This is a genomic window from Pseudomonas sp. 21615526 (assembly GCF_013386245.1).
Lineage (GTDB): Bacteria > Pseudomonadota > Gammaproteobacteria > Pseudomonadales > Pseudomonadaceae > Aquipseudomonas.
In genome coordinates this window covers 1-21,573 of record NZ_JACAOM010000032.1, presented here as the reverse complement: position 1 = coordinate 21,573, position 21,573 = coordinate 1, and the positions used below count along the sequence as shown (strand labels likewise).

Annotated in this window: 18 protein-coding genes; 11 read left to right on the top strand and 7 right to left on the bottom strand. The window is 51.9% G+C overall.

What is annotated here, in order from left to right; genetic code table 11:
• The first annotated feature begins 110 nt into the window (after positions 1–110).
• The 4 genes from HX786_RS11455 (at position 111) to HX786_RS11440 (ending at position 4,495) form a co-directional block, all read left to right on the top strand.
• A complete protein-coding gene (locus HX786_RS11455) occupies positions 111–395 on the top strand; it encodes a hypothetical protein (protein ID WP_178912077.1) in 285 nt (94 codons plus the stop codon).
• Positions 392–664: a DUF3077 domain-containing protein gene (locus HX786_RS11450; RefSeq protein ID WP_178912076.1), complete on the top strand. Its 273-nt coding sequence runs from the start codon at positions 392–394 to the stop codon at positions 662–664. The genes HX786_RS11455 and HX786_RS11450 overlap by 4 nt, the downstream gene beginning before the upstream one ends.
• Entirely contained in the window at positions 661–3,549 is a 2,889-nt protein-coding gene (locus tag HX786_RS11445; RefSeq protein WP_178912075.1) for a DUF927 domain-containing protein, read from the top strand. The genes HX786_RS11450 and HX786_RS11445 overlap by 4 nt, the downstream gene beginning before the upstream one ends.
• 88 nt (positions 3,550–3,637) lie before the next feature.
• Positions 3,638–4,495: a hypothetical protein gene (locus HX786_RS11440; protein ID WP_178912074.1), complete on the top strand. Its 858-nt coding sequence runs from the start codon at positions 3,638–3,640 to the stop codon at positions 4,493–4,495.
• 61 nt (positions 4,496–4,556) lie between these two features.
• Here the strand turns inward: HX786_RS11440 and HX786_RS11435 are convergent, their stop codons facing one another.
• The 3 genes from HX786_RS11435 to HX786_RS11425 form a co-directional block, all read right to left on the bottom strand.
• The gene (locus HX786_RS11435) at positions 4,557–8,573 is read right to left on the bottom strand and encodes a hypothetical protein (protein ID WP_178912073.1); all 4,017 of its coding nucleotides are present in this window, start codon (positions 8,571–8,573) and stop codon (positions 4,557–4,559) included.
• A 292-nt stretch (positions 8,574–8,865) separates the two neighbouring features.
• On the bottom strand, positions 8,866–10,278 hold the full coding sequence (locus tag HX786_RS11430) for a hypothetical protein (RefSeq protein WP_178912072.1): 1,413 nt from the start codon (positions 10,276–10,278) through the stop codon (positions 8,866–8,868).
• A 43-nt stretch (positions 10,279–10,321) separates the two neighbouring features.
• Positions 10,322–11,374 carry a hypothetical protein gene (locus HX786_RS11425; RefSeq protein WP_178912071.1) on the bottom strand — a complete coding sequence of 351 codons (1,053 nt, stop codon included), beginning with the start codon at positions 11,372–11,374 and terminating at the stop codon, positions 10,322–10,324.
• A gap of 1,056 nt (positions 11,375–12,430) precedes the next feature.
• Here HX786_RS11425 and HX786_RS11420 point away from each other — a divergent pair.
• On the top strand, positions 12,431–13,762 hold the full coding sequence (locus HX786_RS11420) for a Fic family protein (protein WP_178912070.1): 1,332 nt from the start codon (positions 12,431–12,433) through the stop codon (positions 13,760–13,762).
• Positions 13,763–13,975: 213 nt separating this feature from the next.
• Complete coding sequence (locus tag HX786_RS11415) at positions 13,976–14,305, top strand: hypothetical protein (RefSeq protein WP_177046425.1); 330 nt, start codon at positions 13,976–13,978, stop codon at positions 14,303–14,305.
• Here HX786_RS11415 and HX786_RS11410 read toward each other — a convergent pair.
• Positions 14,302–14,937: a LysE family translocator gene (locus HX786_RS11410; protein ID WP_178912069.1), complete on the bottom strand. Its 636-nt coding sequence runs from the start codon at positions 14,935–14,937 to the stop codon at positions 14,302–14,304. The genes HX786_RS11415 and HX786_RS11410 overlap by 4 nt on opposite strands.
• Before the next feature lie 157 nt (positions 14,938–15,094).
• On the opposite strand from HX786_RS11410, the gene HX786_RS11405 reads away from it, so the two are divergent.
• A complete protein-coding gene (locus HX786_RS11405; RefSeq protein ID WP_003210321.1) occupies positions 15,095–15,463 on the top strand; it encodes a PH domain-containing protein in 369 nt (122 codons plus the stop codon).
• A 105-nt stretch (positions 15,464–15,568) separates the two neighbouring features.
• Here the strand turns inward: HX786_RS11405 and HX786_RS11400 are convergent, their stop codons facing one another.
• Complete coding sequence (locus HX786_RS11400; RefSeq protein ID WP_178912068.1) at positions 15,569–17,323, bottom strand: hypothetical protein; 1,755 nt, start codon at positions 17,321–17,323, stop codon at positions 15,569–15,571.
• A 367-nt stretch (positions 17,324–17,690) separates the two neighbouring features.
• Between HX786_RS11400 and HX786_RS11395 the strand changes: the two genes are divergently transcribed.
• Entirely contained in the window at positions 17,691–17,915 is a 225-nt protein-coding gene (locus tag HX786_RS11395; protein WP_178912067.1) for a hypothetical protein, read from the top strand.
• Positions 17,916–18,028: 113 nt separating this feature from the next.
• On the opposite strand, the gene HX786_RS11390 is transcribed toward HX786_RS11395, so the two are convergent.
• Together HX786_RS11390 and HX786_RS11385 are read right to left on the bottom strand one after the other, a co-directional pair.
• Entirely contained in the window at positions 18,029–18,604 is a 576-nt protein-coding gene (locus HX786_RS11390; RefSeq protein WP_178903279.1) for a PIN domain-containing protein, read from the bottom strand.
• Entirely contained in the window at positions 18,601–19,071 is a 471-nt protein-coding gene (locus HX786_RS11385) for a helix-turn-helix domain-containing protein (RefSeq protein WP_177021397.1), read from the bottom strand. Before HX786_RS11385 ends, HX786_RS11390 begins: the two co-directional genes overlap by 4 nt.
• Before the next feature lie 280 nt (positions 19,072–19,351).
• On the opposite strand from HX786_RS11385, the gene HX786_RS11380 reads away from it, so the two are divergent.
• The 3 genes from HX786_RS11380 to HX786_RS11370 are packed head-to-tail and all read left to right on the top strand — an operon-like array spanning position 19,352 to position 21,446.
• Positions 19,352–20,506 (top strand): colicin E3/pyocin S6 family cytotoxin, encoded by a 1,155-nt coding sequence (locus HX786_RS11380; protein WP_178912066.1) that lies wholly within the window; start codon positions 19,352–19,354, stop codon positions 20,504–20,506.
• A gap of 6 nt (positions 20,507–20,512) precedes the next feature.
• A complete protein-coding gene (locus HX786_RS11375; RefSeq protein ID WP_102368185.1) occupies positions 20,513–20,767 on the top strand; it encodes a colicin E3-like toxin immunity protein in 255 nt (84 codons plus the stop codon).
• 55 nt (positions 20,768–20,822) lie between these two features.
• A complete protein-coding gene (locus HX786_RS11370) occupies positions 20,823–21,446 on the top strand; it encodes a DUF3916 domain-containing protein (RefSeq protein WP_177020400.1) in 624 nt (207 codons plus the stop codon).
• Positions 21,447–21,573 lie beyond the last annotated feature (127 nt).

Here is a 21,573-nt window from a genome sequence, read left to right as displayed (position 1 = left end):
GCTATGGCTCTCGCCGCTTTACACGCCAACTCCAGCCTTTCTACACGTCTCTCCCGTTACAACGCCCATATGTCCAAGGCTCGCGCCCTGGAAGTCGCAGGGGGTGCTCAATGAGCATGCTCCCAGGCTTTGCACTTCCCGAGGATCTGCTCTGCGTCAGTCAAGACACCGAAGCCGGTCTGCCTATCGACGCCATCACCTGTGCGCTAGACCGTGCCGATTCAGTTCTCATGCTGCTGGAAGATCACTTAGACGGCGATAAACCTCTGCTTTCCAACCGCGTGCTGTCGTCCGTTATTTGGGATGTGCGCGGCACCTTGGGCTTGATCAAAACACTCACCATGTACGGTGATGCCTCGTCTGTGCCGATGGGCCAGAAAGGCGGTGCGCTGTGACCCACTCCAGCACGCTTGGACGCTCCGAGTTTTCCCCGGCCAACGGTAACGGCCAAAACCTATTTCGGGTGAATGCCGGTATCCCGCTGGAGGACGCACTTGAAGCCGTCTCCCAGATTCTGCACCACGCCAATCAACTGATCCTCGACGCCGCCATCAGTGATGCGGGCGAGCGTTTTAGTTGGCCTGCGTTCTACCTCGGCGAAATGGCCAAGGCACTGATCGACGACGTGAACGAGGCGTTGCTTGAGTCGAGGACCACACCATGACTCAGCCCACCGGCAACACCTCAAAACGCCCCAGCTTTGCTGACGTAAAAAGCGCTGCCCTGAAGAACATAGATCGGGTGCTTGCGCACTGGCTGCCAAACGGTAAACGCGTCGACGGTGGCAAGGAATACACCGCACCAAACCCTACCCGCACGGACAAACGCGCAGGCTCACTCAAGATCAATTTGAGCAAAGGCACCTGGGCGGATTTTGCCACCGGCGATAAGGGCGGCGACCTGATCGACCTGGTGCGCTACATCGACGGCGGCACAGATGTTGAAGCCTGCAAAAAGCTGGCGGATCTGCTCAGCGTTTCCGCTGGCTCCGCGACCACCAAAAGCGCACCCGCCAAGAGCGCTACGCCGGAGTGGATTGCGATTCAACCGATCCCGGCCGAGGCCATGAACAAGTGTCCAACCAAACACCGGCAACACGGTGTTCCGTCCAAAGTGTGGATCTATCGCGATGCTCAGGGCCAGCCGGTCATGGCGCTGTATCGCTTCGACTTGGGTCCCGATGAAGACGGCAAGCCGCGAAAGGTTTTCGCACCGTTGACCTGGTGCAAGCGCTCCGATGGGCAAACCACGCAATGGCGCTGGCAAGGATTGCTGGAGCCTCGGCCACTGCTGCGCCTGGATGAGCTGGCACAGCGGGCCGATGCACCTGTGGTGCTGTGTGAAGGCGAAAAGGCTGCTGATGCCGCAGCTGAACTGATGCCCGACCATGTAGCCACGTGCTGGCCGAACGGCTCCAACTCTTGGCACAAGGCCGACCTGACGCCACTCAAAGGGCGCACGGTGGTGCTATGGCCGGATAACGATGCCAGCGGGACGACCTGCATGGGCGCCATCGAGCTCAAGTTGATTGAGCTGGGCGTCGCTTCGGTACAACGAATCTCGCTCGACGTGTTCAAGCTCAAGCCCAGCAGCAAAGGAGGAAAGCCCACGCTCATCAAGGGTGGAAAATGGGCAGACGGCGACGATGCAGCGGATGCGTTAGCCAAAGGCTGGACCGCTGCCCACGTCGCCGAGCTGGTGCGCAGCGGTGAGTTTTTCGGCAGTGCCGCTGAGCCAACTGAACCTCAAGAACAGAAGGCCAAGGCGCCCGCCAAACGCCCTGCGAAATCGAAAAATGACTTATTGCCGGGCGGCTTTCGCCTGACGTCTGAAGGGTTGTTTTATTCCGGCGATGATGGCGAGGCGCGTCCTGTATGTTCGCCTCTCGAAATCATCGCTCGCACTCGTGACGACAAGGGCCACAACTGGGGTTTATTGGTCGAATTCGACGACCCGGACGGCGCCAAAAAGCGCTGGAACATCCCGGCCCGGACCATGACCGGCGACTTCGGCAAGGACGTACTTGGTCCACTGGTAGACATGGGCCTGCGCCTCGCGGGAAGCCGATCAGGGCGCAATGCCCGCAACGACCTGCAGAGTTACCTCGGCGGCTTCGACAGCGCCCAGCGCGCACGATTGGTGACGCGCTTGGGGTGGCACGAAAGCGCCTTCCTTTTGCCCGAGCAGCAAATCGGTTCACACGCCGAACACCTGCATTTTTATGAAGCCGGTACGCAGTTGCCACCGATCAGCGAGGCGGGCTCTCTGGAGCAATGGCAGCAGCAAATCGGCGCACTGTGCGTTGGTAACCATCGCTTGGCGTTTGTCGTCTCTGTGGCCTTTGCTGGGCCTCTGCTGAACCTGCTGGGACATGAGTCGGGCGGCTTCCACCTGTACGGCGACAGTTCCGGGGGCAAGACCACTCACCTACAAGTCGCCGCCTCGGTTTATGGCGGGCCGCGCCTGGTGCGTTCGTGGCGCTCCACGGATAACGCCTTGGAGTCCATCGCCGCCGCACACTCAGACGGCCTCCTGGTGCTGGATGAAATCGGTATGTGTGACCCGCGCATCATTGGCGAAACGGTATACATGCTCGGCAATGGCACCGGTAAGGCCCGTGCCAATGATCGGGGACAAGCTGGCCGACAGGTGCAGGAGTGGCGCTTGCTGTTTCTGTCGACGGGCGAGAAGACATTGGCGCAGCACATGGCAGACGCCAACAAGGAGCTGAAAGCCGGTATGGAGGTGCGCATGCTCGCCGTGCCAGCGGATGCCGGCAAAGGCCTCGGCATGTTCGATGCGCTGAACGGTTTTGAGGACGCTGCTGCCCTCTCCGACGCACTCAAGGCCCGAGTAGCCAAATACTACGGCACCCCCCTCACCGCCTTCCTGCACGCACTGTGTACGCCTGGAGAAATGCTCAGGTGGTCGGTGATCGTTCGCCGCACGGTGGAGCAGTTCATCACCCAAAACCTGCCCGCCTCAGCCAGTGGTCAGGCCCAGCGTGCCGCCCTTCGCTTTGGCCTCGCAGCAGCGGCCGGAGAGTTGGCCACCGCCTTCGGCGTTACCGGCTGGCCGGATGGCACGGCCACGACCGCTGCACGGGTATGCCTGCATGCGTGGCTGGCCGAACGCGGCGGCTCCGGTAACTTCGAGGGCGATGCGATTTTGGTGCGGCTGAGGCAGGTCATCGAGCGCTTTGGCGAAAGCCGCTTCACCCGATGGGAATCTGCCGCCGCCAAAATCGATGAGCACGGCCCACGCACGATTGATCGACTGGGCTTTCGCAAGACGATGGAACACGGTATGGGCGACGCCCTGCACACCACCAACACCTACTACGTGTTGCCCGAAGCGTGGCGCTCCGAAATCTTCCGAGGCATGAACCTGAGCGCGGTTAACAAAGAGCTCCTGAGACGAGGCGTTTTAGAGCCTGGTAAGGATGGCAAAGCTTCGACCGCAGTACGACTACCAGGGCTGGGCTCGCAGCGCTGCTATGTGGTTGTCGCGGTACCTGAACAAGGTGATCACGGCTCCCAAGCGGCCTAACAACGGCCTCGCCTTGAGGAATGCAGGCTCACCTTGGCCTGGCCCGCCAGCGAAAAAACCAATCAACCTTCGCCTTTGAGAACTCAACATGAACCAGCTAAAACAGCAACAAGCCGCCTTGATTCAAGAACTGGAAACCCTGGAAGAAAACCTGCCGCAACTGGAAGCCGAATGGCGTAATGCACCAAGAGGATACAGTGCTAATGGCAACGTTATTGGGAGCCCTGAGGGTCGCGAAGCTATGGAGATGCTTTCAAGCGTCAAATCGCGCATACATGCGATTGCAGGCGAGCTCGCATCAATTGATCGGAAGGTCCAACACCTGGAACGTCTGGAAAAAATCGATCAGATCAAAGCTAACGCGATTCAAGCAATGACCAATGCAACCGCTGAAGTCGAAACGCTGGAACGGAAAAAAGCGCACTTGAGTGAGCGGTTTCAGACAATTCAATCAGAAGCCGATCAAGCACTGGAAAAGGCACAACAAGCCGAGCGCGACGCTGCAACGTCCTACGCCAAAAGCCTGGCAAGTGACGACAGCGAAGGGGAAAAATCAGCAAGCAGCGAAATGCAAAAAGCTGCCAAGCAACTGGCAACAACAGACGAGCAGGTCAGAAGGCAAGACCTGATTCTCAATGCTCTACAAGTAGAGCTTGATGCCCTTGAGACCCAAATCACGAATGCACGCCAACGTGGAGATGAAGCCAAGGCGGCAGCATTGAGCGCGGTTGGGTTTGCATTGGATGAGGAGTGGAACGCGGCGACCGAGCAACTGATGGCTTTGGGCGCCCGGATACTTGCCGTCAGCTACCAGAGAGGCGGAATGGGGGATGCGTTGTCCGGACTGGAAGTACCTCGCTTCGGTCCATTCCATTCAAGACTTGATCATTCAGATTTGGTAGCGGTCGCTCATAACATCTCCCTGGAAGAACTACTCGCCGCGTAACCCCTGATCAGCCCGCACCCGCGGGCTGCTTACTCTAACTGACCCACGCACTTGACGAACATCAAGGCTTAGATAGGTCCAGCACAAAAACATCAAGTAACCCTTTCAAAGTCTGCGGCAAACTGGCCTCAATACTGAACTTTAAATCTTGCGCGGATGTAATATCTTTATTTCTCCTACCAGCTATGAGCTCGCCCCCGCCAAACCAAAGTACGAGATAAATCCCCTGATTCTCTGCATCCGGATGAATAGAGTAGCGTTCATATAGCTGCCCTTGCGCCGCACAGTACAGTTCCGAATGCCATTGACCTTTAACCTCAGCAACGAGAAGCTTTCTTTTACCACCGACAAGTTTCGTCACGGTAAAATCACTGCGCTTACCTCCTTTTAGATAATGCTCTTGCATAACAACTATATCTTTAAATCCAAGCCGAATACTTAGGCGCTCCGCAATAATTTCGGTGCACTTTATTTCGCCTACGCGTTCTTCTTTTTCATAAAAACGATCTCCAGGATTAAACTCACCACCATCTATAGCATCCTGAAGCAATTGAAGCTCATCAATTATAAGTTGCCGCAATCCTTCTACCGTTACTACTGCATCAGCTTCTAGCAAACTAACCACATCTGCCGGAAGAGGCGCCTGATAGTTTTTTAGCGAACGTACTCTAAGCTGAGCACTATAGATACTAGCTAAATCTTTATGCATTGCTTCATAGCGGAAATCTTCAAGAAGATCAGCAACAACGGGTATGGCTTGCTCAGCTTCTATGGTGTTCAGGCTCCAGACCAAATTCCTTATAAATCGATAAGCTTTTTCTTCCTTTGGACTATCGCTCCCCCAATTACTAGGTAATTCCACACTTGGCCAGTAATCGACGAATGCATCAAGAACAGCCTTTACCTTCAGAGCTGTCAAAGCGGGCCATTGCGTATGATTAAGCCTATGGGAACTCGAATGCTCATGAAATGCAAAGATGTTATCTGCTTCAGTGCGAAGCCAGTCCCACTGAGGCTGTGATATATCATCTAAAAAGTAGAAGGCGCTAACAAACCAGAACAAGCGACTCTGCGTCAAATCTAAACAACATTCTTCTTCAGAATTTAAAGGGAGCAATGCAGCACAGCGCTGCTCTATAATCGCTTTAAGAGCTCTTTGATTCTCGCCCTGAGCAGCAATATCAAAAAGAGTATTCACAGTATCAAGCTTTAAACCTTCAAATCGAGATAACCATTCGATAGACAGGGTAGAACGCAACTTGCTAAAAGCCTCATCGCCGTATAGGAGCCATACATCAGGATTTTTAAGCTCAGGAAACGCTAGCTGACTTTCAACATAATCCCTAATAAACTCTTCAGCACTTCCTTCTTCAGCAAAAATAAGCCGGTCGATCTCAGTTTTTAGCGCATTATTTTGTTCTTTACTCACAGAGCTATAGTGAACATTTATACTCCCCCTCAACACCTTCAGCAGCCGTAGTTCGACACCCTCTAAACTGTGTTTTTCCCGCATTATTTCCAAGCAGGCCGCATATAAAACACGCACAGCTAACGAACCACTCGACGTGTAGGATAGGGTAGCAGCGTCGGTAAGACTAGGAATCTTCGGTGCTATAAATCCAATACAATTTCTCAAGGCGTTTCTTGCAATTCGCTCGTCGCCAAGTTCACTTTCAATCTGGCCTGAGTGTGTTAACGCCAGATCTGAAAATCGCACAAGCCATCTCCAGTGCGAACCTGACTCGATTATTTGTCTATTATCCTTCAGATATTGCGCATTTTTTTCACGAATTATCTTTTGCTTCTGGCGCCCCTTTCTTAATTTTCTCCTGAAATTGGCAGGCAAGCCATAGCGCTGGTCGCTCTCCGACATTTGCCTTTTTACCTTGCTCCACTCTCGCATAAAAGCAGGCTTCATAAGCGCTTGATTGCGTAGGTGTTTCCGTAGATCGTCAGACCCTCTAGCATCGCTAGAAAGATGCTTTCGATGAAATGGAATACAGGTGGACCATAACACTGGATTATTTGACTCAAAGGCGAAGTCAGCTAAACATCTCATATCTCTGCGACATAGAACCAGTCCAGAGTGAGAGTGAAAATCAAATTTATGTATTTTCGTATTAATTATCTCTTCGCAATCAGCCAACTTCCCTAGAGCGTGAGACATTATGCCTTGGCGAAGTTCGACATCATCCTGCATAATTTCTACAGACTTACTTTGGCTTGCTCCTATCTGATTGTAGTAGTTTAAATTCTCAACCCATTTCCAAATTTTTACTGGGTCATAAGGGGGAGCCACCACACCGAAATAACGATCAAGTAATGAGCCAATAATCTTACTAGTACCAGTCTTGCAACCACACTCATATACTGCTTTCCCGCAAATACAAACCAGGTCCAAATACAGATTATCTAGAAGCCACTCAGAGGTTTCCAAATCTAGAGACCCAATCAAACGCTTTATAAAATAGCGAGACTCTACAACCCTGTCATTTGGGTCGTACTTTTTCGGATACAGTTCGGCACAAACACGGAGGAACTCTAAAATATCTGCTCGACCATAAGGCGGCATCCATGAGCCTTTAATAATTTCAGCAGCAACTCGCAGAGAAGCATGTGTAGCCTCAGCGTACAAAGCTATTAGATCAGTTTTGGAGTCGCGACCTTCAATCGCAAGCAAGCACCTGCTTGCCAGCAATCTTGCGCTCTCAGACTCTGAAGTAGAAAGAAGTATATCCACTAACTCACTCTCAACCTGCCTTGCTTCTTTTGAGTTTATTAGCAATTCTAAAATTAGGTCTCGAAGGTGCCCCTCATTGCCCAACACTAAAACCGGACGAACCTCCTCAATTACATCCTTTGTGAAAAAGCCAGCGGCACTAAAACTTCTCCCAAAATCACCTCTTCTAAAATAAGGATCTATTGATTCAATTTCTTTAAGTTTGCGAATAAGCAAATGCTTTGAAGAGGATTCAAGCGATGAAGGGTCACCGTTAGCAAGCACGGCATACGGATCCAGCTGGATAGCCGCTATTTGGATATCTCGGTTACCTAGCGCAGCCATCCATCCAACCAGCCCACGCAGTTCATCTCGAACAATGGTGTTCGGTGCAATAATAGGTAGACACTTAGTGAGTGTAAGGGAGTCCGCAGCTGCTCCGATACGACCTACTAAATAGCCCGCTGCACAGTATTCAACAACAACCTTATGAACAGGGCGATGCTGGTCTGAATAATCTCCAGGCTTAAATAGTCTCGTAGCAATAACATCAGCATACTTATTATATCTGGCAGAGAGTGACCCCATAAAAGGATAAACACGACTCTCATTCGCCTCGCTTTTAGTTACACCGTCAGCCCCACTCAGAAGCAGTTTGGCAAATATTTCAGAAGCAAATGAGACCTTTTCAGTTATTGAAAGTGAATTAGGACCACTTGCAATTTTGGGATTTGTTTCTCTTGACAACCTTTCTACTGCCAAGGAAAAAATAGACCGCTTATTTACAAAATGCCGCCCACTTTCTACATATGCGTCTGCGAACAGCTTTAGGAATTGAGGGTTAGGCAACAATGAGTCTAAGTCAAACCTCGAAACTTCATCTTCAAATACTTTAAAATCTTCCCCTGGCACATGTTTATCAAATATAGCTTTCTGCTCATTTTTATCGAACTCACATAATCGAACCACGAGCGGGGACTGCCCCATGAAGTCGGCAAATGCTTGAGTCGACGATGCACCCCATTCACTCGACCGGCTCGAAATGACAACTAGCTTCGCTTCAGACTTTTTAGCGTTTGCAAATAGCCTGTGTATGCCAGACTGATCGATCTTGGCCAGCTCATCAAAAGCATCTATGACTAGAGAGGTATTTTTCTCTTCGCTCCCCAGATGCCTGAACACGTTAGCGGTCACGCAAGCCACCCCTAACCGTTGCGCGATGCTTTCCAGCAATGAAGACTTACCGCCGCCCGGTTCAGACAAAACGACAATGTAATCTGAAGCTAGAAGCAGCTCCTCCTGAGTATAAATTTTCTCATTAGCTGTCAGTTTTCGAGGTAAGTAGTAAGCCGAGCTCATATTGGCAGACTCATTCCATTGAAACGCATGATGCGTTCTTGCGATTTAGTTGGGCATTGAAAACACCATGCGCTGAATGCATGAACAAGGCTACGACATTTTCAGGTTCTATGAGAGATGTACTTTTAATATCGAAGCTAGAGCGCACTACTCGAAAATTCGATCACTGCCTTTGCTCGCAACGCACCGGAGTCAAAACCAACAGGAAAACGTGGGCTTAAACCGTGTTAGAGCCACATCATGAGCAAGGATCGTTGAAGATCCCGGCTATGCGTGGTTACACCTCGCCTCATCACGCTAAGGCTGCGAGTATCAACGGTACAAGTTCAAAATCCGCCTTCATTCCCTTGTCAAGATTACGAGGTATCGGAGGCTTAGCTTGTGGCACTGGTCGCCTAGGTTCAACCTGATGCTGAGGTGAAATTGGAGCACCGGCTTGAGAAGTGGCTGGGATGTCGTATGCGAATGCGAAGATGAAGATCCCAACCGCAGTCGCGCCCAGCATCGCTAGGCCCCAACGGCTCACTCGATGGAATAGCTTTTCGGCCTCGCTGATAGGCTCGGCTACCATTTTTTTATATTCTTCGCCGGATAGAAACCGGTAAAGCTTTGGCTGCCACTCCTGTCGCACTCTCTGTTGAATAGTGATGAATTTCCGGCCAGATATCACGCTCATGAGGGTATAGCCAAACGCTACGCCCATGACGAGGGAAATCAGATAAGGATTGATATGCACAGTTAGCCGGGCTGCGATCAAGCCCAGGCCGACAGTCAACGCTGTCGCTATAGCGGCCACCGCTTGGCGGGTTGCATCTGTAGCTTTTGACGTCTCTTCAGTGACGGCCTTGCGTAGATCTCCTAAGGATTTAAGCGTGTCTTTGGTGATCTCCGATACCGCCATTTGATAGGCAATCTTGGCGCAATCAAGTGCGCCTCTGAGGTATTCCCTGAGGTAATCTCCGGTCAGGCCATCGGCTCTGCCTGATCGAGCGATTTCCGCTGAGAGAAGGATGTGCTTTACCTCAGCTTCTCTTGCGTTATCGAAAACCCAACCAGCGGCCTCTTGAATAACCTCAAATCCGTCGAGATGCAGTTCCTCATCGACATCTGCGACATGGCTGATCGTGAGGTTGAGCTTTGGCGGCCCCTTGAAGGTGAGTGTGGTGCCGGCGGAGTCGATCTCGTTTGCAAAACAGCGACTCAGGTAATTAAGCGAGTACATAGCCCAGGCCACGTGGAACGGGTCACTTGGTTCGAGGGCATAACCTTCTGCAAGTAACCAATGGCGAACGTCTTCTGGCACAGTGCGAACAGTCGCTGACTCCTTCACCAGTAGGCGGGGCGCCTTCGTTGCTGGCGATGCCGGCAATGCCAGGGATTCGGCCCATCCGCAGTACATCCTGGCCCGCGTACTGAAAGCGGAGGTCAGCCCAAGGATATGCCACCGTGAAGCGTTATTTCCTTTGCGAAGGAAGCTTTTGAAACCGATTTCGGTGGCGATGAACAGATCATCTGAAACACTATGCTCGGACGGTAATGACTTTTCGAGCACGACGCGAAAAGGCCCGAAGTCAGCATCAACCTCTTCGATATCGTATTCCGTTCCATGGCTGTCAGCGATGCTGAATGCCCAGGATACTTCAGTTGCTGCGCGTACTACTTCGAGCGTTGATTCGACGAGTAAATTTGAGACGACAAGACTCATCGGTCCCTCCGAGATCAAGGCTTTTTTAGTTCGAGCTAGACCATTAAGTAGGTTGACCAGTCTTAGGTGTGACAACGCTGTCCTCCATGACCTTATCGGTGTCGATGATGATCTGTTTTCTGTCTCCCTCAAAGTCAACCACAAGTACATTGGGGTTCTCGATCTTGTCCGGAAACAAAATCGTCACACCCTCGACGGTCATAATCTTGCGCATGTAAGGCTGGCGAAAGATGCGCCGATCAGGTTTGAAGCTGACCTCATGGATTTTGCTCGCCTTCACGCGTTTCCGCGTCTCACGCTCAAGTCTATTAGTAACCTTCTCATCTTCCGGATGCCCCGCAGCGGCCATTACTGCCTCAACAATGGCTTCTTCATCAATTTTTCTGCGAGCCCCTAGAGATGCTTGTGCCCGTTTAACAGCCCGAGCTACGTCCTGATCAGGCAGATCAGACTTGCATGCCTGGAGAGCCCCCTTGATCAGTTTGCGAGCGATCTCACTCAGTTCTGTATTGGAAACAGCTCTAGTCACAGAGAGGAAGTCAGCGAAGTAGTCAGCGAGATCCGCACCTTGCTTGGTGCGGTCAGTCGCTGAGATGCTGTGGTCTGCAACACCACTGATGACACGCACCAGCGCCGTTTTCTGTATGGCCTTCTTATCGTCTACCAGGGCTGTAACGATCCTTCGAAAGGCTTGCCCTGGCGATGATTCGTTCTGCTCGAGAGCAAGTTTGTAGTCATACTTGATCAGGCTGTAGATTTTCACTTCTGGATCAGCTACTTCAAGCTCAAACATGCACAGAACGCCATCGGCACTACCACCGACATGCTTACGATTAAAGCTAGCGGCCAAGCTCTGCGCCCCATGCTCAAAAGAGACATCGCCGGTAGCGATCGCCTCGATTTCTTGGCGTGTTGTAGAAACCGACTTGAACATGAAGAGAGGCGTAGCCGCCATGTCTTCTATTTTGCCGATGAAAAATGCTTCCTCCTCCAAAGATCGCTCAGGCATGGCCTGAAAGTCCTTGGGGCCAACCACGTGAAGGATCATTCTCTTGATCGTTAACGATTCTGATTCTTCATCCGTAAAAAAACTCATGCGATCTCCAATAAAAGCCAGCACTTCCTAGTTGTCCTGCAACGTACTCGCCTCAGCGCATTTACAGCAGATCGGCAGAGTGCTACGCCTTCGCCCCATTTACCTGAGCGGCCCTATAGTGATGTGAAAACATAGGCAGTGTCCAAAATAAATGGCAAGCGGCCATTACCGGAAACCGCGCATGAGTCGACCTTTCCGAATACTGGCTTGGTAAGCGTCTCAAACAACTCTGAGTCTGCCCTCCTGGCCCGGGGTATTCGCTAGCCAAAACGCGTCAGACTGATAGCGATCAAGTCATACACCTCCGAGAGATGTAACACCCGTGCGCCTGTAACACCTCATTGTGATCGGAGCAGACAGAGGTGTAACTCAATAAAAACGCATATAAATCAATAATATAAATAATCACGTAACACGAGTAACACCTGTAACACCAACTTTTACCCCCTAGCCCCGTGAGCGGACAAACCATCAGCGACGTAGGTCATGGTCAGGCCCCTCACATTTCAAAACCCTCGAGGCCACTGGGAGATTTTGCATATATACAGGGGTGTGAAACCCGTGGGATTGTGTTAGCGGAAAGGTGCCCAGCTTAGTGAACAGTTGAACTGAGTGAACCGCTGTTCACCAGTGCATTTGCCCTATGAGTCGGAAGGTTGCTAGGAACCCTTGGCATTTCGAATAGGCACGGGGCAAAGAACCCGCGGGATCTCGTTAGTGGCTGGGTTCCTAAGTTAGTTGACTGGTTGACCGAATTGACCGGGCCAATCGTTCACTATCCTGAACGAAACGCATGACCGTTACAGATCCGGTAAAGATGCCCTTTTCTCTTCAAGATCTTTTCAATTTCAACGTTGAAATTTCAGTAAGCTGGTGCGGCTGCCGCTACCACGATCCCGCGGGTTTCATGCCCCGTGTTGAGGCTATCTGCCCAGGGTCCCCGGCGAGCATTCGTATGGGTCATACCATATGGACGGGCTGACGAGAAACGAGTAGCTTCGATGGCCGCTGAAGGCGACCACCAACTCATCATTTTTAAGGTAAAGGAGAACCTCTGTGTTGAATCTTGAAAACACGCCCTATGTGCTGGAGGGGTTAGCAAGTGAGCAAATACAGCAAAGAGTGAAAGCGATTGAGGAGCGCGTGAACCTTCTGCGACAGAGCGGAATCATGACCGCAGAAACCCTCAAAGAGTATTACGGCGAGAAACGTTTTGAGCAGGTAGCGGAATCTAATGCCATTGAGGGTAGTACGCTCACAGCAGGCGAGACTGAGCTAGCCGTAATGAAAGGGATCACTATCACCGGTCACGATCCCGCATATGCGAAAGATGCGATTGCTTTGGACAGCGCTTTAACAAGGATCACCGAGCTGGCCCGCAACCATGACGATCCGACCGACATACCCCAAATTCATGAAATCCATTCTCTACTATTGGGAGATCGCGCCGGCGCAGGGATCTTTCGAAAAGAAAAAGTCACCATTAGCGGAGCCAAACACGTTCCACCGAAGACGTGGTCTGAAGTGATGGACAACATGGAGCATTGGCAGCGTTGGTCGAAAGAGAACATCACGCTACCTGCACCAATTCGATGTGCGGTACTCCACGCATGGTTGGCTCACATTCATCCATACATAGATGGTAACGGCCGCACAGCCCGAGCAGTAGGTAACCTAGAGTTAATACGCTCAGGGTATCCGCCGATAATCATCAAGAAAAAAGAGCGCGAGCGCTACATCGAGTCTTTGGCAGAGTCTGACGACGGCGGCGATATCAGGTCTTTTTGTGAGTTGATTTTCGACAGAATTGAGGGCGCGCTTATGGGCTTGGAGCTCTCGGCCAAAAAGAAGCAGAGCTACGACCCTATTGTAGAAAAACTGCGGAAGCGCCAGGCAAGCCAGCTACGTATTTGGGAAACCAGCGTTCGCTTGCTAGCGTCCATCATAGAGGACAAGGTAGGGCGAACTGTCGACCAGCTAAAGGGGACATGTCATGCGCACATCTTCAACGAACCACTGGACATTCTGGAATACGTAGAAGTGTGCCTAGGCCATTCGGTAACCCGCTCTTGGGCGTTCAACGTAAAAATTGAAATCCCGGGAATAGAAAAGCTGGAGAAGCTTGCATACATTGGCCACCGCAGTTCGAAAATGTTTCAACACCTCAAGCGAGAGGGAGGCCCTTCTCTTTACTGGTCCACCAAAAACCCTGATGGCTTTCCTAAATGGATTTCTGATCAAAATTCGCCCTATGCCATAGAAATCACGGCTCTATCAGGTAACGGAGATGAATGGTACGTACGGCAAGCGAATGACGAGATTTTGAAGTTGTCTACCACAGCGCTTGCACAAAAAATCTCGGACGCTTTGATAGAGCAGATTTCGTAGTAGGTAAGCGTTTACTGACACAGAAGCGTTTTCCCTGTATCCCCACGTGTATCCCTACCGTTATAATCCGGTTGCAGGGTATATAGAATATGGGGTGATCGAGTCTCCCTCGGGCACCATCTTAAAAAAAGACCTTGAAATTCAAGGTCTTTTTTTTCGCCTGCAGGAAAGTGATGATGGGCGGGCGAACGCGAGAAAAGAGGAACCTTGGCCATGGAACAGACGCTGGAAGCTGTAGCACTTTTTGCGCTCAAGCTGGTGCATGAGACCGAAGACGCGAGCCCGATTCTGCGGGACGACCTGGTCATGGACGGCTATGAGCGGGAGGTGTTTGGCTTGCTGGTGCGCAAGGGCGATATCAATGCCATCCAGCATAAGATCGACGAGTGCCTGGCATTGGCCCTCGAATCCCTGGGCGGTGCACACACCGTGATGGGCCGCGAGCTGCAACGGCTTGCGGTGGATGCGCGCCAAGCGACGACACTCGAAGAACTCAATGCCCCGCTCAACGCACTCAAGGATTACCTGAAGGCGATCCTTTAACGCCTGCCTTCGACCGCCATGCGTACAGCCAGGCCCATCAGCACCGAGCCCATCAACCAGCGCTGTACGGTTTGCCAGACCGGTTTGCGGATGAAGAACCCCGCGATCGAGCCCGCCATCAGAGCGATCAGCCCGTTGACACTCACGCTGATCATGATCTGCGTAAAGCCCAGTACCAGCGATTGCGAGAGCACACTGGCGTGCCCGTTGGGGTCGATAAACTGGGGCAGCAACGACAGATACATCACTGCCACTTTGGGATTCAGCAGGTTGGTGACAAAGCCCATCATGAACAGCTTGCGCGGGCTGTCCTTGGGCAAGTCCCGCACCTGGAAGGGCGACCGGCCACCCGGCTTCACCGCCTGCCAGGCCAGGTAAACCAGATACAGCGCCCCGCCGAGCCGCAGCGCGTCGTAGGCATAGGGAACCGCCATCACCAACGCGGTGATACCCAATGCCGCGCAGAACATATAGACGACAAAACCCATCGCAACGCCGCCCAGGGAAATCAGCCCGGCCAATCGCCCCTGGCAGATCGACCGCGAAATGAGGTAAATCATGTTCGGGCCGGGCGTCAGCACCATGCCGAGCGAGATCAGGCCGTAGGCAAGCAGGCTGGAGTGTTCGGGCATGGTGTGGCTCCTTGACGACGTAAAACCTTGTGATGGCCGGCGGGTTGTTGGCGCCATGGTAGGTCGATAAAAGGAACGCCGTTAGATACAGATCCGCGAGCAAAACGTCATACACCGGTACCGGCATCTGCTGCACCACTCACCCAAGGAAAGGCACATGATCGACTTCAACAACAAAGGCTTCTTCAAGCTCAAGCAGAACAACGAATACGCCGAGCGCGTTTCGTCATTGCTGCTGGATGATGAGCAGGTCATCGATTCCTACAAGGCCATGCGCGACGGCGTGGTGTTCACCACCAAGCGCATCATCGCGGTGAACGTGCAGGGAATTACCGGCAGCAAAAAGGATTTCACGTCCCTGCCGTATAAAAATATCGTCGCGTATTCGGTGGAAACCTCGGGGACCTTTGACCTGGATTCGGAGTTGGAGATTTACTTTTCGGCGGTGGGGAAAGTGAAGTTTGAGTTCACGGGGAAGACGTCGATTGTTGAGATATCGAGGGTGATTTCCCGGCATGTGCTTTGAACCAATGCGCTGCTCAGGACTACCTGAAAAAACCATTGAAGAAGCCAGCCTTGCCCGTGATCGGACCTAAACAATCACGCCCGCTCAGGGGCAAACCACTGGACGTCATAACAGTTTGCAGATCACGTCCAGCTCATCGAAAACAAAGCGCGTATTAGCCCTGCAATAGACATCATAGTGCTCGGTCATCTGCCTTCCGCTCTGCGACTGGTTGAAGTAAGCGTCTACCATCTCCTGAGGCCGATGCATCCGTGGTTTGCTCAACACTCGCTCTTCGGTAATGTGTTGATCTTTTCGAACCTGCACCCGCCCATCACGTAGAATATTCCGAAGCAGATTCCACTCATAAAAGAAAATACCATCCAGTTCATAAAAGTTCAGGAAGGGGATATTGTGCAACAATACAAAGTGACTATTACCTGCGTGAGCACCGGCCAGGCCATGCTGGCTCAGTTTCTGGCGAATACTTTCATCGGAAATAGTGTCCCTTAGCACGGCCAACTGCCTGACAAAGCCGGTACGAAAATTAGCATTAAGAAATAGCTGGCACTGCTCCGAAAGATAGGTTGGAATTTCCGATAATTGATATTTAACCTGAATAAAGTAATAAATATCATCCTCTAGGTCCCGAACCACCAAATCAATATCATACCCCTTGATTTTCGCATTATTGCCCGGCTTGAATTCCCCAAACACTTCCAGACGTGGATCGTTGAGTTTTTTAATGTAATTTAAAACGTAATCTTTTTCGAAGCCGGCTCCGAGCAGTTGGCCAAAGTCCGCCTCTTTCCCATTGATGGTTGCGGTACCTAGCAAGTACCTGACGAATTTTCTCAACCCATACTTAAAGTTCAGCGCTCCCCGCACATAAACGCCGCCCTTGTATTCTATGAAACTGCTGGCGGAGTCCAACGTTGGTGCGCGTCCGGCCAAGGCACTGTTGATCATATCCACCGTGGCAGGACTGACAATAGTCCTCAGGTAAGCTTCATCGGTTGTACGTTCGCCCGACATCACACGCAGCTCCAGGTGAACGGCAAAATCGACTATTTCTCGCAAGTAATGATACTTGGGATGCCGTGTCATGGCGGCGGACAAGTACTCCGAATGTATAGACAGGCATTTATCGAGAGTCTGATCCACCAGAAGCCCACGCAAATCCGGATTCAAACGGCCATATTTCTGCAACAGTTCCGCCATGTCATACAATGTGCGTGTATCACTGATTTTAGAATTAGCCTCAGTAACCTCCGCCAACCAATACCCCTTGATCCGTCGCTGTAGTTTCGCGGTAGGTACAATGTGAAGAGTGCTCCCAACCAACCTGGCAGTCAGAAGCCCATGCCCCATGAGAAAATAGATTTCACTGAGGTAATAACACAACCACAAGTTAGCATTCTTCAGGATGGATAAGTTATGTACGGCTCGCAGCTGCAGGTTTTCGGCAATCCTGTTGCACGTATATTCAAGCGCCGCCCATGTGTAGGCTTTACTAAAATCAGCGTACGTATCACTTCCCGACGCTGATGACGCACCATGACCTGCAGACGCCACCTCAATCCTGAAATAGCTACCCAGTTGATCTGTGAACCGGTGCACCGTATTAGGGTTGAGCGGTATGTTGTCTTCGAAGAGATACTGCGGCAGCGATTGTCGGGCCTGCTCCAGGTTTGCCTTAAGTTTCTCCCAGAGTATTGCCTGAACCTGTTCGGGACAAATCAGCCGACGCAGTGCGGGTATTTTGTAAAGCATTCGACTGCGCCAGGTGAGACGTTTGCCAGCTGGCGGGAGGGCAGTCGTGTTCGCCATAGGGTCATGCAAAAAGGCAAGTAGTTGCGGGTCTACATCTTCATAAATCATCAACTGGCGTCCTGTCCAATTTCCACTGAGGGCAGGCACTCGCCTTATCCCTATCGGTTATGGCGCATGACCCTAGCATATCGACACATCGGTTTTTCGACGCCTGCACGCGAACTGGAAGCTTCCTACACCTGATTAGGAGGTGAGCACCCATTCAGAAAGTGAGTTTTCCCACGCACACCATCGAACAACGGGAATTTCAGGTTCGCCTCCGCTCTCATAGGCTCGCTTCCTTGTACAGGGAAGTGAGCAGCCATGACAGAGCGCGCGTATCCAATTAGCGAAGAAGAACAGCTGAAGCGGCGAATTTCGATCCGATAAAGGGTGAAGAAACTAAAGACACAGATGACTTGAAAAGAGTAAAGCCGTGAAGCACTTGATATACGTTGTGCCTATAAGTATCGACAACATTTCAGCTGAAATCTCCCTCAATGTGAAAGCTGAAGATTTGCGCACCATCATGGGTTGGCAGACAGAGAGTGACGGCGTTTACGACTATCTGCTTACAGCAAATCAGATCAAGGTCATTGAAAACCTCACGTCACAGGTTCTTCCAAAAAATGCGTCGCTCTACCTCGCCTGTCACGAGTGAAATCAATCTCAACATTAGAAACTTAGGGGTCAGAAACTTAGGGGGCAGATCTATTTACTCCAGATATGCCAAGAAACATCTGACCGGCAGATGCAGCCCATCTGACACAATCGCTACAACATCACCTCATAAGGCCCAAGAAACTTAGTCGTCTGCACCAACCCCTGCCGCATCAACATCTCCAGGTAATTCCCCGCATCCATCGGCGGCCTCTTCAGCGATCGCCTTTGCTTCTGCGCCGCAGCCAACACAGCTGCCTGATCCAAATCCCAAAGATCCGAAACAAAGTCATCCGGATGCATCGCTTCAATGTCGTACGCGTCCAACACCCGCGCTGGAAAATCCTTCAAGTTGAAGGTCACGATAACCTCGGCCTTACTCCTGATCGCCGCCGCGAGCACATGACGATCATCAGGATCAGGCAAATCCAGGCTCGAACAAAGATCCTCGTACCCCGTCACCAGAGCATCCGGTATCGCCATGTCCATCAGCGCCGAAGTGCAATCCATTTGAGCTACCGTTAAGTCAGGTCGATTCTTGAGCACATTTCGCTTCCACTCTTCATGAATCTGATTAGTCCATCGCGCTCGAAAAAGCCCCGAAAGGCCAAGCCACATAAGCAAGTCCCTGAGTGGCGCAGGGTAGAGAACACAGGCGTCGTATACCGCAGTAAAAGGCGAACACCTCATCCCTCATACCCCATTCCCAACTCCTGCGCCTGCTGCGCCAACGCATCCATCGCCTCCTGACTTTCATCCTCACGCCGCTGCTTGAACGCCATCAAATCAGAAAACCGTATCCGCCGATGCCGTCCGGTTTTGGTGAATGGAATAGCGCCCTCTTCCAGCATCTTGACCAAATGCGGTCGCGACACATTGAGCATGTCGGCAGCTTCCTGGGAAGTCAGTTCAGCGTGGACCGGCACAACCTTTACGGCATTACCAATGGCCAACTCACCCAAAATATCGACCAGCAGGCGCAGCGCTGAGGTAGGTAGCACCAGCGTATGAGGCTTGTCTTCCTTGTCGAAAATGTCGATACGCTGGGTCTCAAACTTGGTCGATAGTAGAGACGCCAACGCTCGCTGGCCTTGTACGGCGGCTTCGACTTCCTTTTCCAACGGCAGGACGGTTTTGGGGAGATGGCTGGCAATCATGATTTCGCTCCGGCAAATACTCAACTGAGTGAGATCAACGCTAGACGAAATAAACGAAAATCGCAATAAACGAAACGACCGCTAGTCAGTGAGCTGTTCGTCAGTAAAGGAGCACAGGGGACGAATCTACTTACTCGTCGTACTTTGCGGCCTGCAGCGTGGGACGCGATTGTCGCTGTTGATCTGATGACATTTCCCACACCTCCCATCGAACAGCGAGAATTTCAGGTTCTTCTCCGCTCTCATAGGCTCGCTTCCTTGCACAGGGAAGTGAGTCGTCATGACAGAGCGCGCGTATCCAATTACCGAAGAAGAGCAGCTGAAGCGGCGAATCCTGACTCCGCAGCCTAAGCAGATTTCGAATTCACCGTTCATTGATTTGTATGAAGCGCCTCCCCCGCCATCGCCTGAACCCGCGAGGATTCCAGGCCACGTATTCGCCAAGTCGTGCCAGTTGCCCGACGGGATCATCAGCTACAACAATCCCACCGGCTATGTGCCGCTTGAGCTGATCAAGGACTACGGCCACTTCACGCTGTTAGGCGGGCGGGAGATGGACAGCCACGGCGGCGTGTCCCTCAGGAAAATCAGTGGTAGTGCCCTGCCCGTAGGGCTTGGCCAGCTTGTATTGCGCACAGCGGCATTGGAGTCCTCGGCTGCGGCGGTCGGCGCCGCAGCGGGGAGCTTGCTTGCAGGGCTGGTGGCGCTGGCTTGGCCATCGGAGCTTGGCGACAGTGCGCTCTATAGCGAAGAGCAGCTTCGTAACCTGCAAAAAGCCCGCTCGCGGATGCGCTTGCATATCGAGCAACGCGACGACGGGACGCTCAAGGGGTATGGGTTTTACACCGGTAAAAATACCGACTGGCAGATGATCGATGTGGTGCAGTTTCAGAGTCGTGATAGTCAGTTCGTGGCGGATCTTGGCGAGGGTGTGGAGCTGATTTGGACGCCGGCCATTGATCCTGGCGACACCCTTGGCATACCGGCATTGGAGGCTGCACCGCAAGCGCCGGTGATGTGGATTTATCCGCCGACGGAGGCGGCCAAACAGATTCTGGTGAACCCGATTTATCCGCCGGAGTATCGGGATTTTATTCTGGTGTTTCCGGTGAAGTCGAGGGTTCGGCCGCTGTATGTGGTGGTTAGCGTTAGGGCGGGCGATCACAAATACCATTCCGCTCCCGGCACAGACGAAATCACCGGTTTCCTAAACCTGAGCAAGGCAAAACCCAAGACCCCAAAGCAAGGTGGGGCAGGGCTTAGAGAGCGCTGGATTGATGACAAAGGACGGATAATTTACGAGTGGGACTCGCAGCACGGCGAACTAGAGGCGTATAGAGCAAGCGATGGCAGTCACTTGGGGGCGTTCAACCACATAACTGGTGAACGGCTGAAAAAGCCTAAGAAAAAACGAAATATCAAAAAATTTTTGTGAGGGCATATGGGACTGAAATTAAGACTGGAATGGTTCGATAAGTCGACAGAGCTTGGTTTAGGAATAGAGCGCTCCGCAGACTTGGGCGAGGACTATACCGTTGTCGACTCGCTCAGACTGTCCGTTGAAGACGACATTAACAACGGAATGTTCCAGCTGCGTGAAGAATGGCTATTAACTATACAGCCGCTCTTCAGCCACAAAATTATTTCGTCGGAAAGTGACTACTTTCTCGCTCTCGATTATAGAAAGTCCTGGTGATCAAGAATAAGCCCGGGCCTCACAAACAGAAGCAAACCAAGAGTATTCATACCCTATGCGTCGTCTTGCACTTTCAGACAAAAAACTCCGCAACATCCCCAGGCGCTTGCGCGCAATAAGCCGATGGGCAGATAGTTTCGAAGGCTGGTTTTTAGAAGACTTCCCAGTGAGGCGAGGATTTGAAAATTTCAAAATCCCCGTCATAGAAACCTTGGTCGAAGGCAAGCAAACAACCCCGGCGATCCAGGCACACTGCGCTCAGCAATTGATCAACGCGGCCGCGCACCTGATTCAAGCCCGGCCCGATGAAACACCTGAATGCTGGATCGTAGCAGCCATTCTGGTGCCCGACATGTTCTCAAGCGAAGTCTGCGTCTACATCGATAAAAGCCGCTACCTCGGCGCTATTCTGCCCTTCGACTACGACTACTTTCGTCAAACCCGAATAACGGGCAGAAGCCTTGCAAACGAATGGGGGTTGATCATCCCCCCAGGCCTACACGAGGTGGGTTTTCACTTCATCCACGAAGATGAGGACGGAGAACAGTTCGAGTCAGAGCATTGGTATTTCGGCGAGGTCAGTTCATCGGATGAAGACCCGGGCGGCGACCGCTGGAAGTACAAGACTTTCAAAGCATTTCAGGCAGAACATCCGCATTTATTCAGCACAGCACCGTAGCCTTGCGATGAAAGCCGTGCTTATAACGACGGCCTTTTCAAGCAGCCCTCTCGCTAAAACTCAACCGCGCACACAACCCACCCACCTCCCGGTTATACAACTCCAACCGCCCCCCGATCTTCCCCAC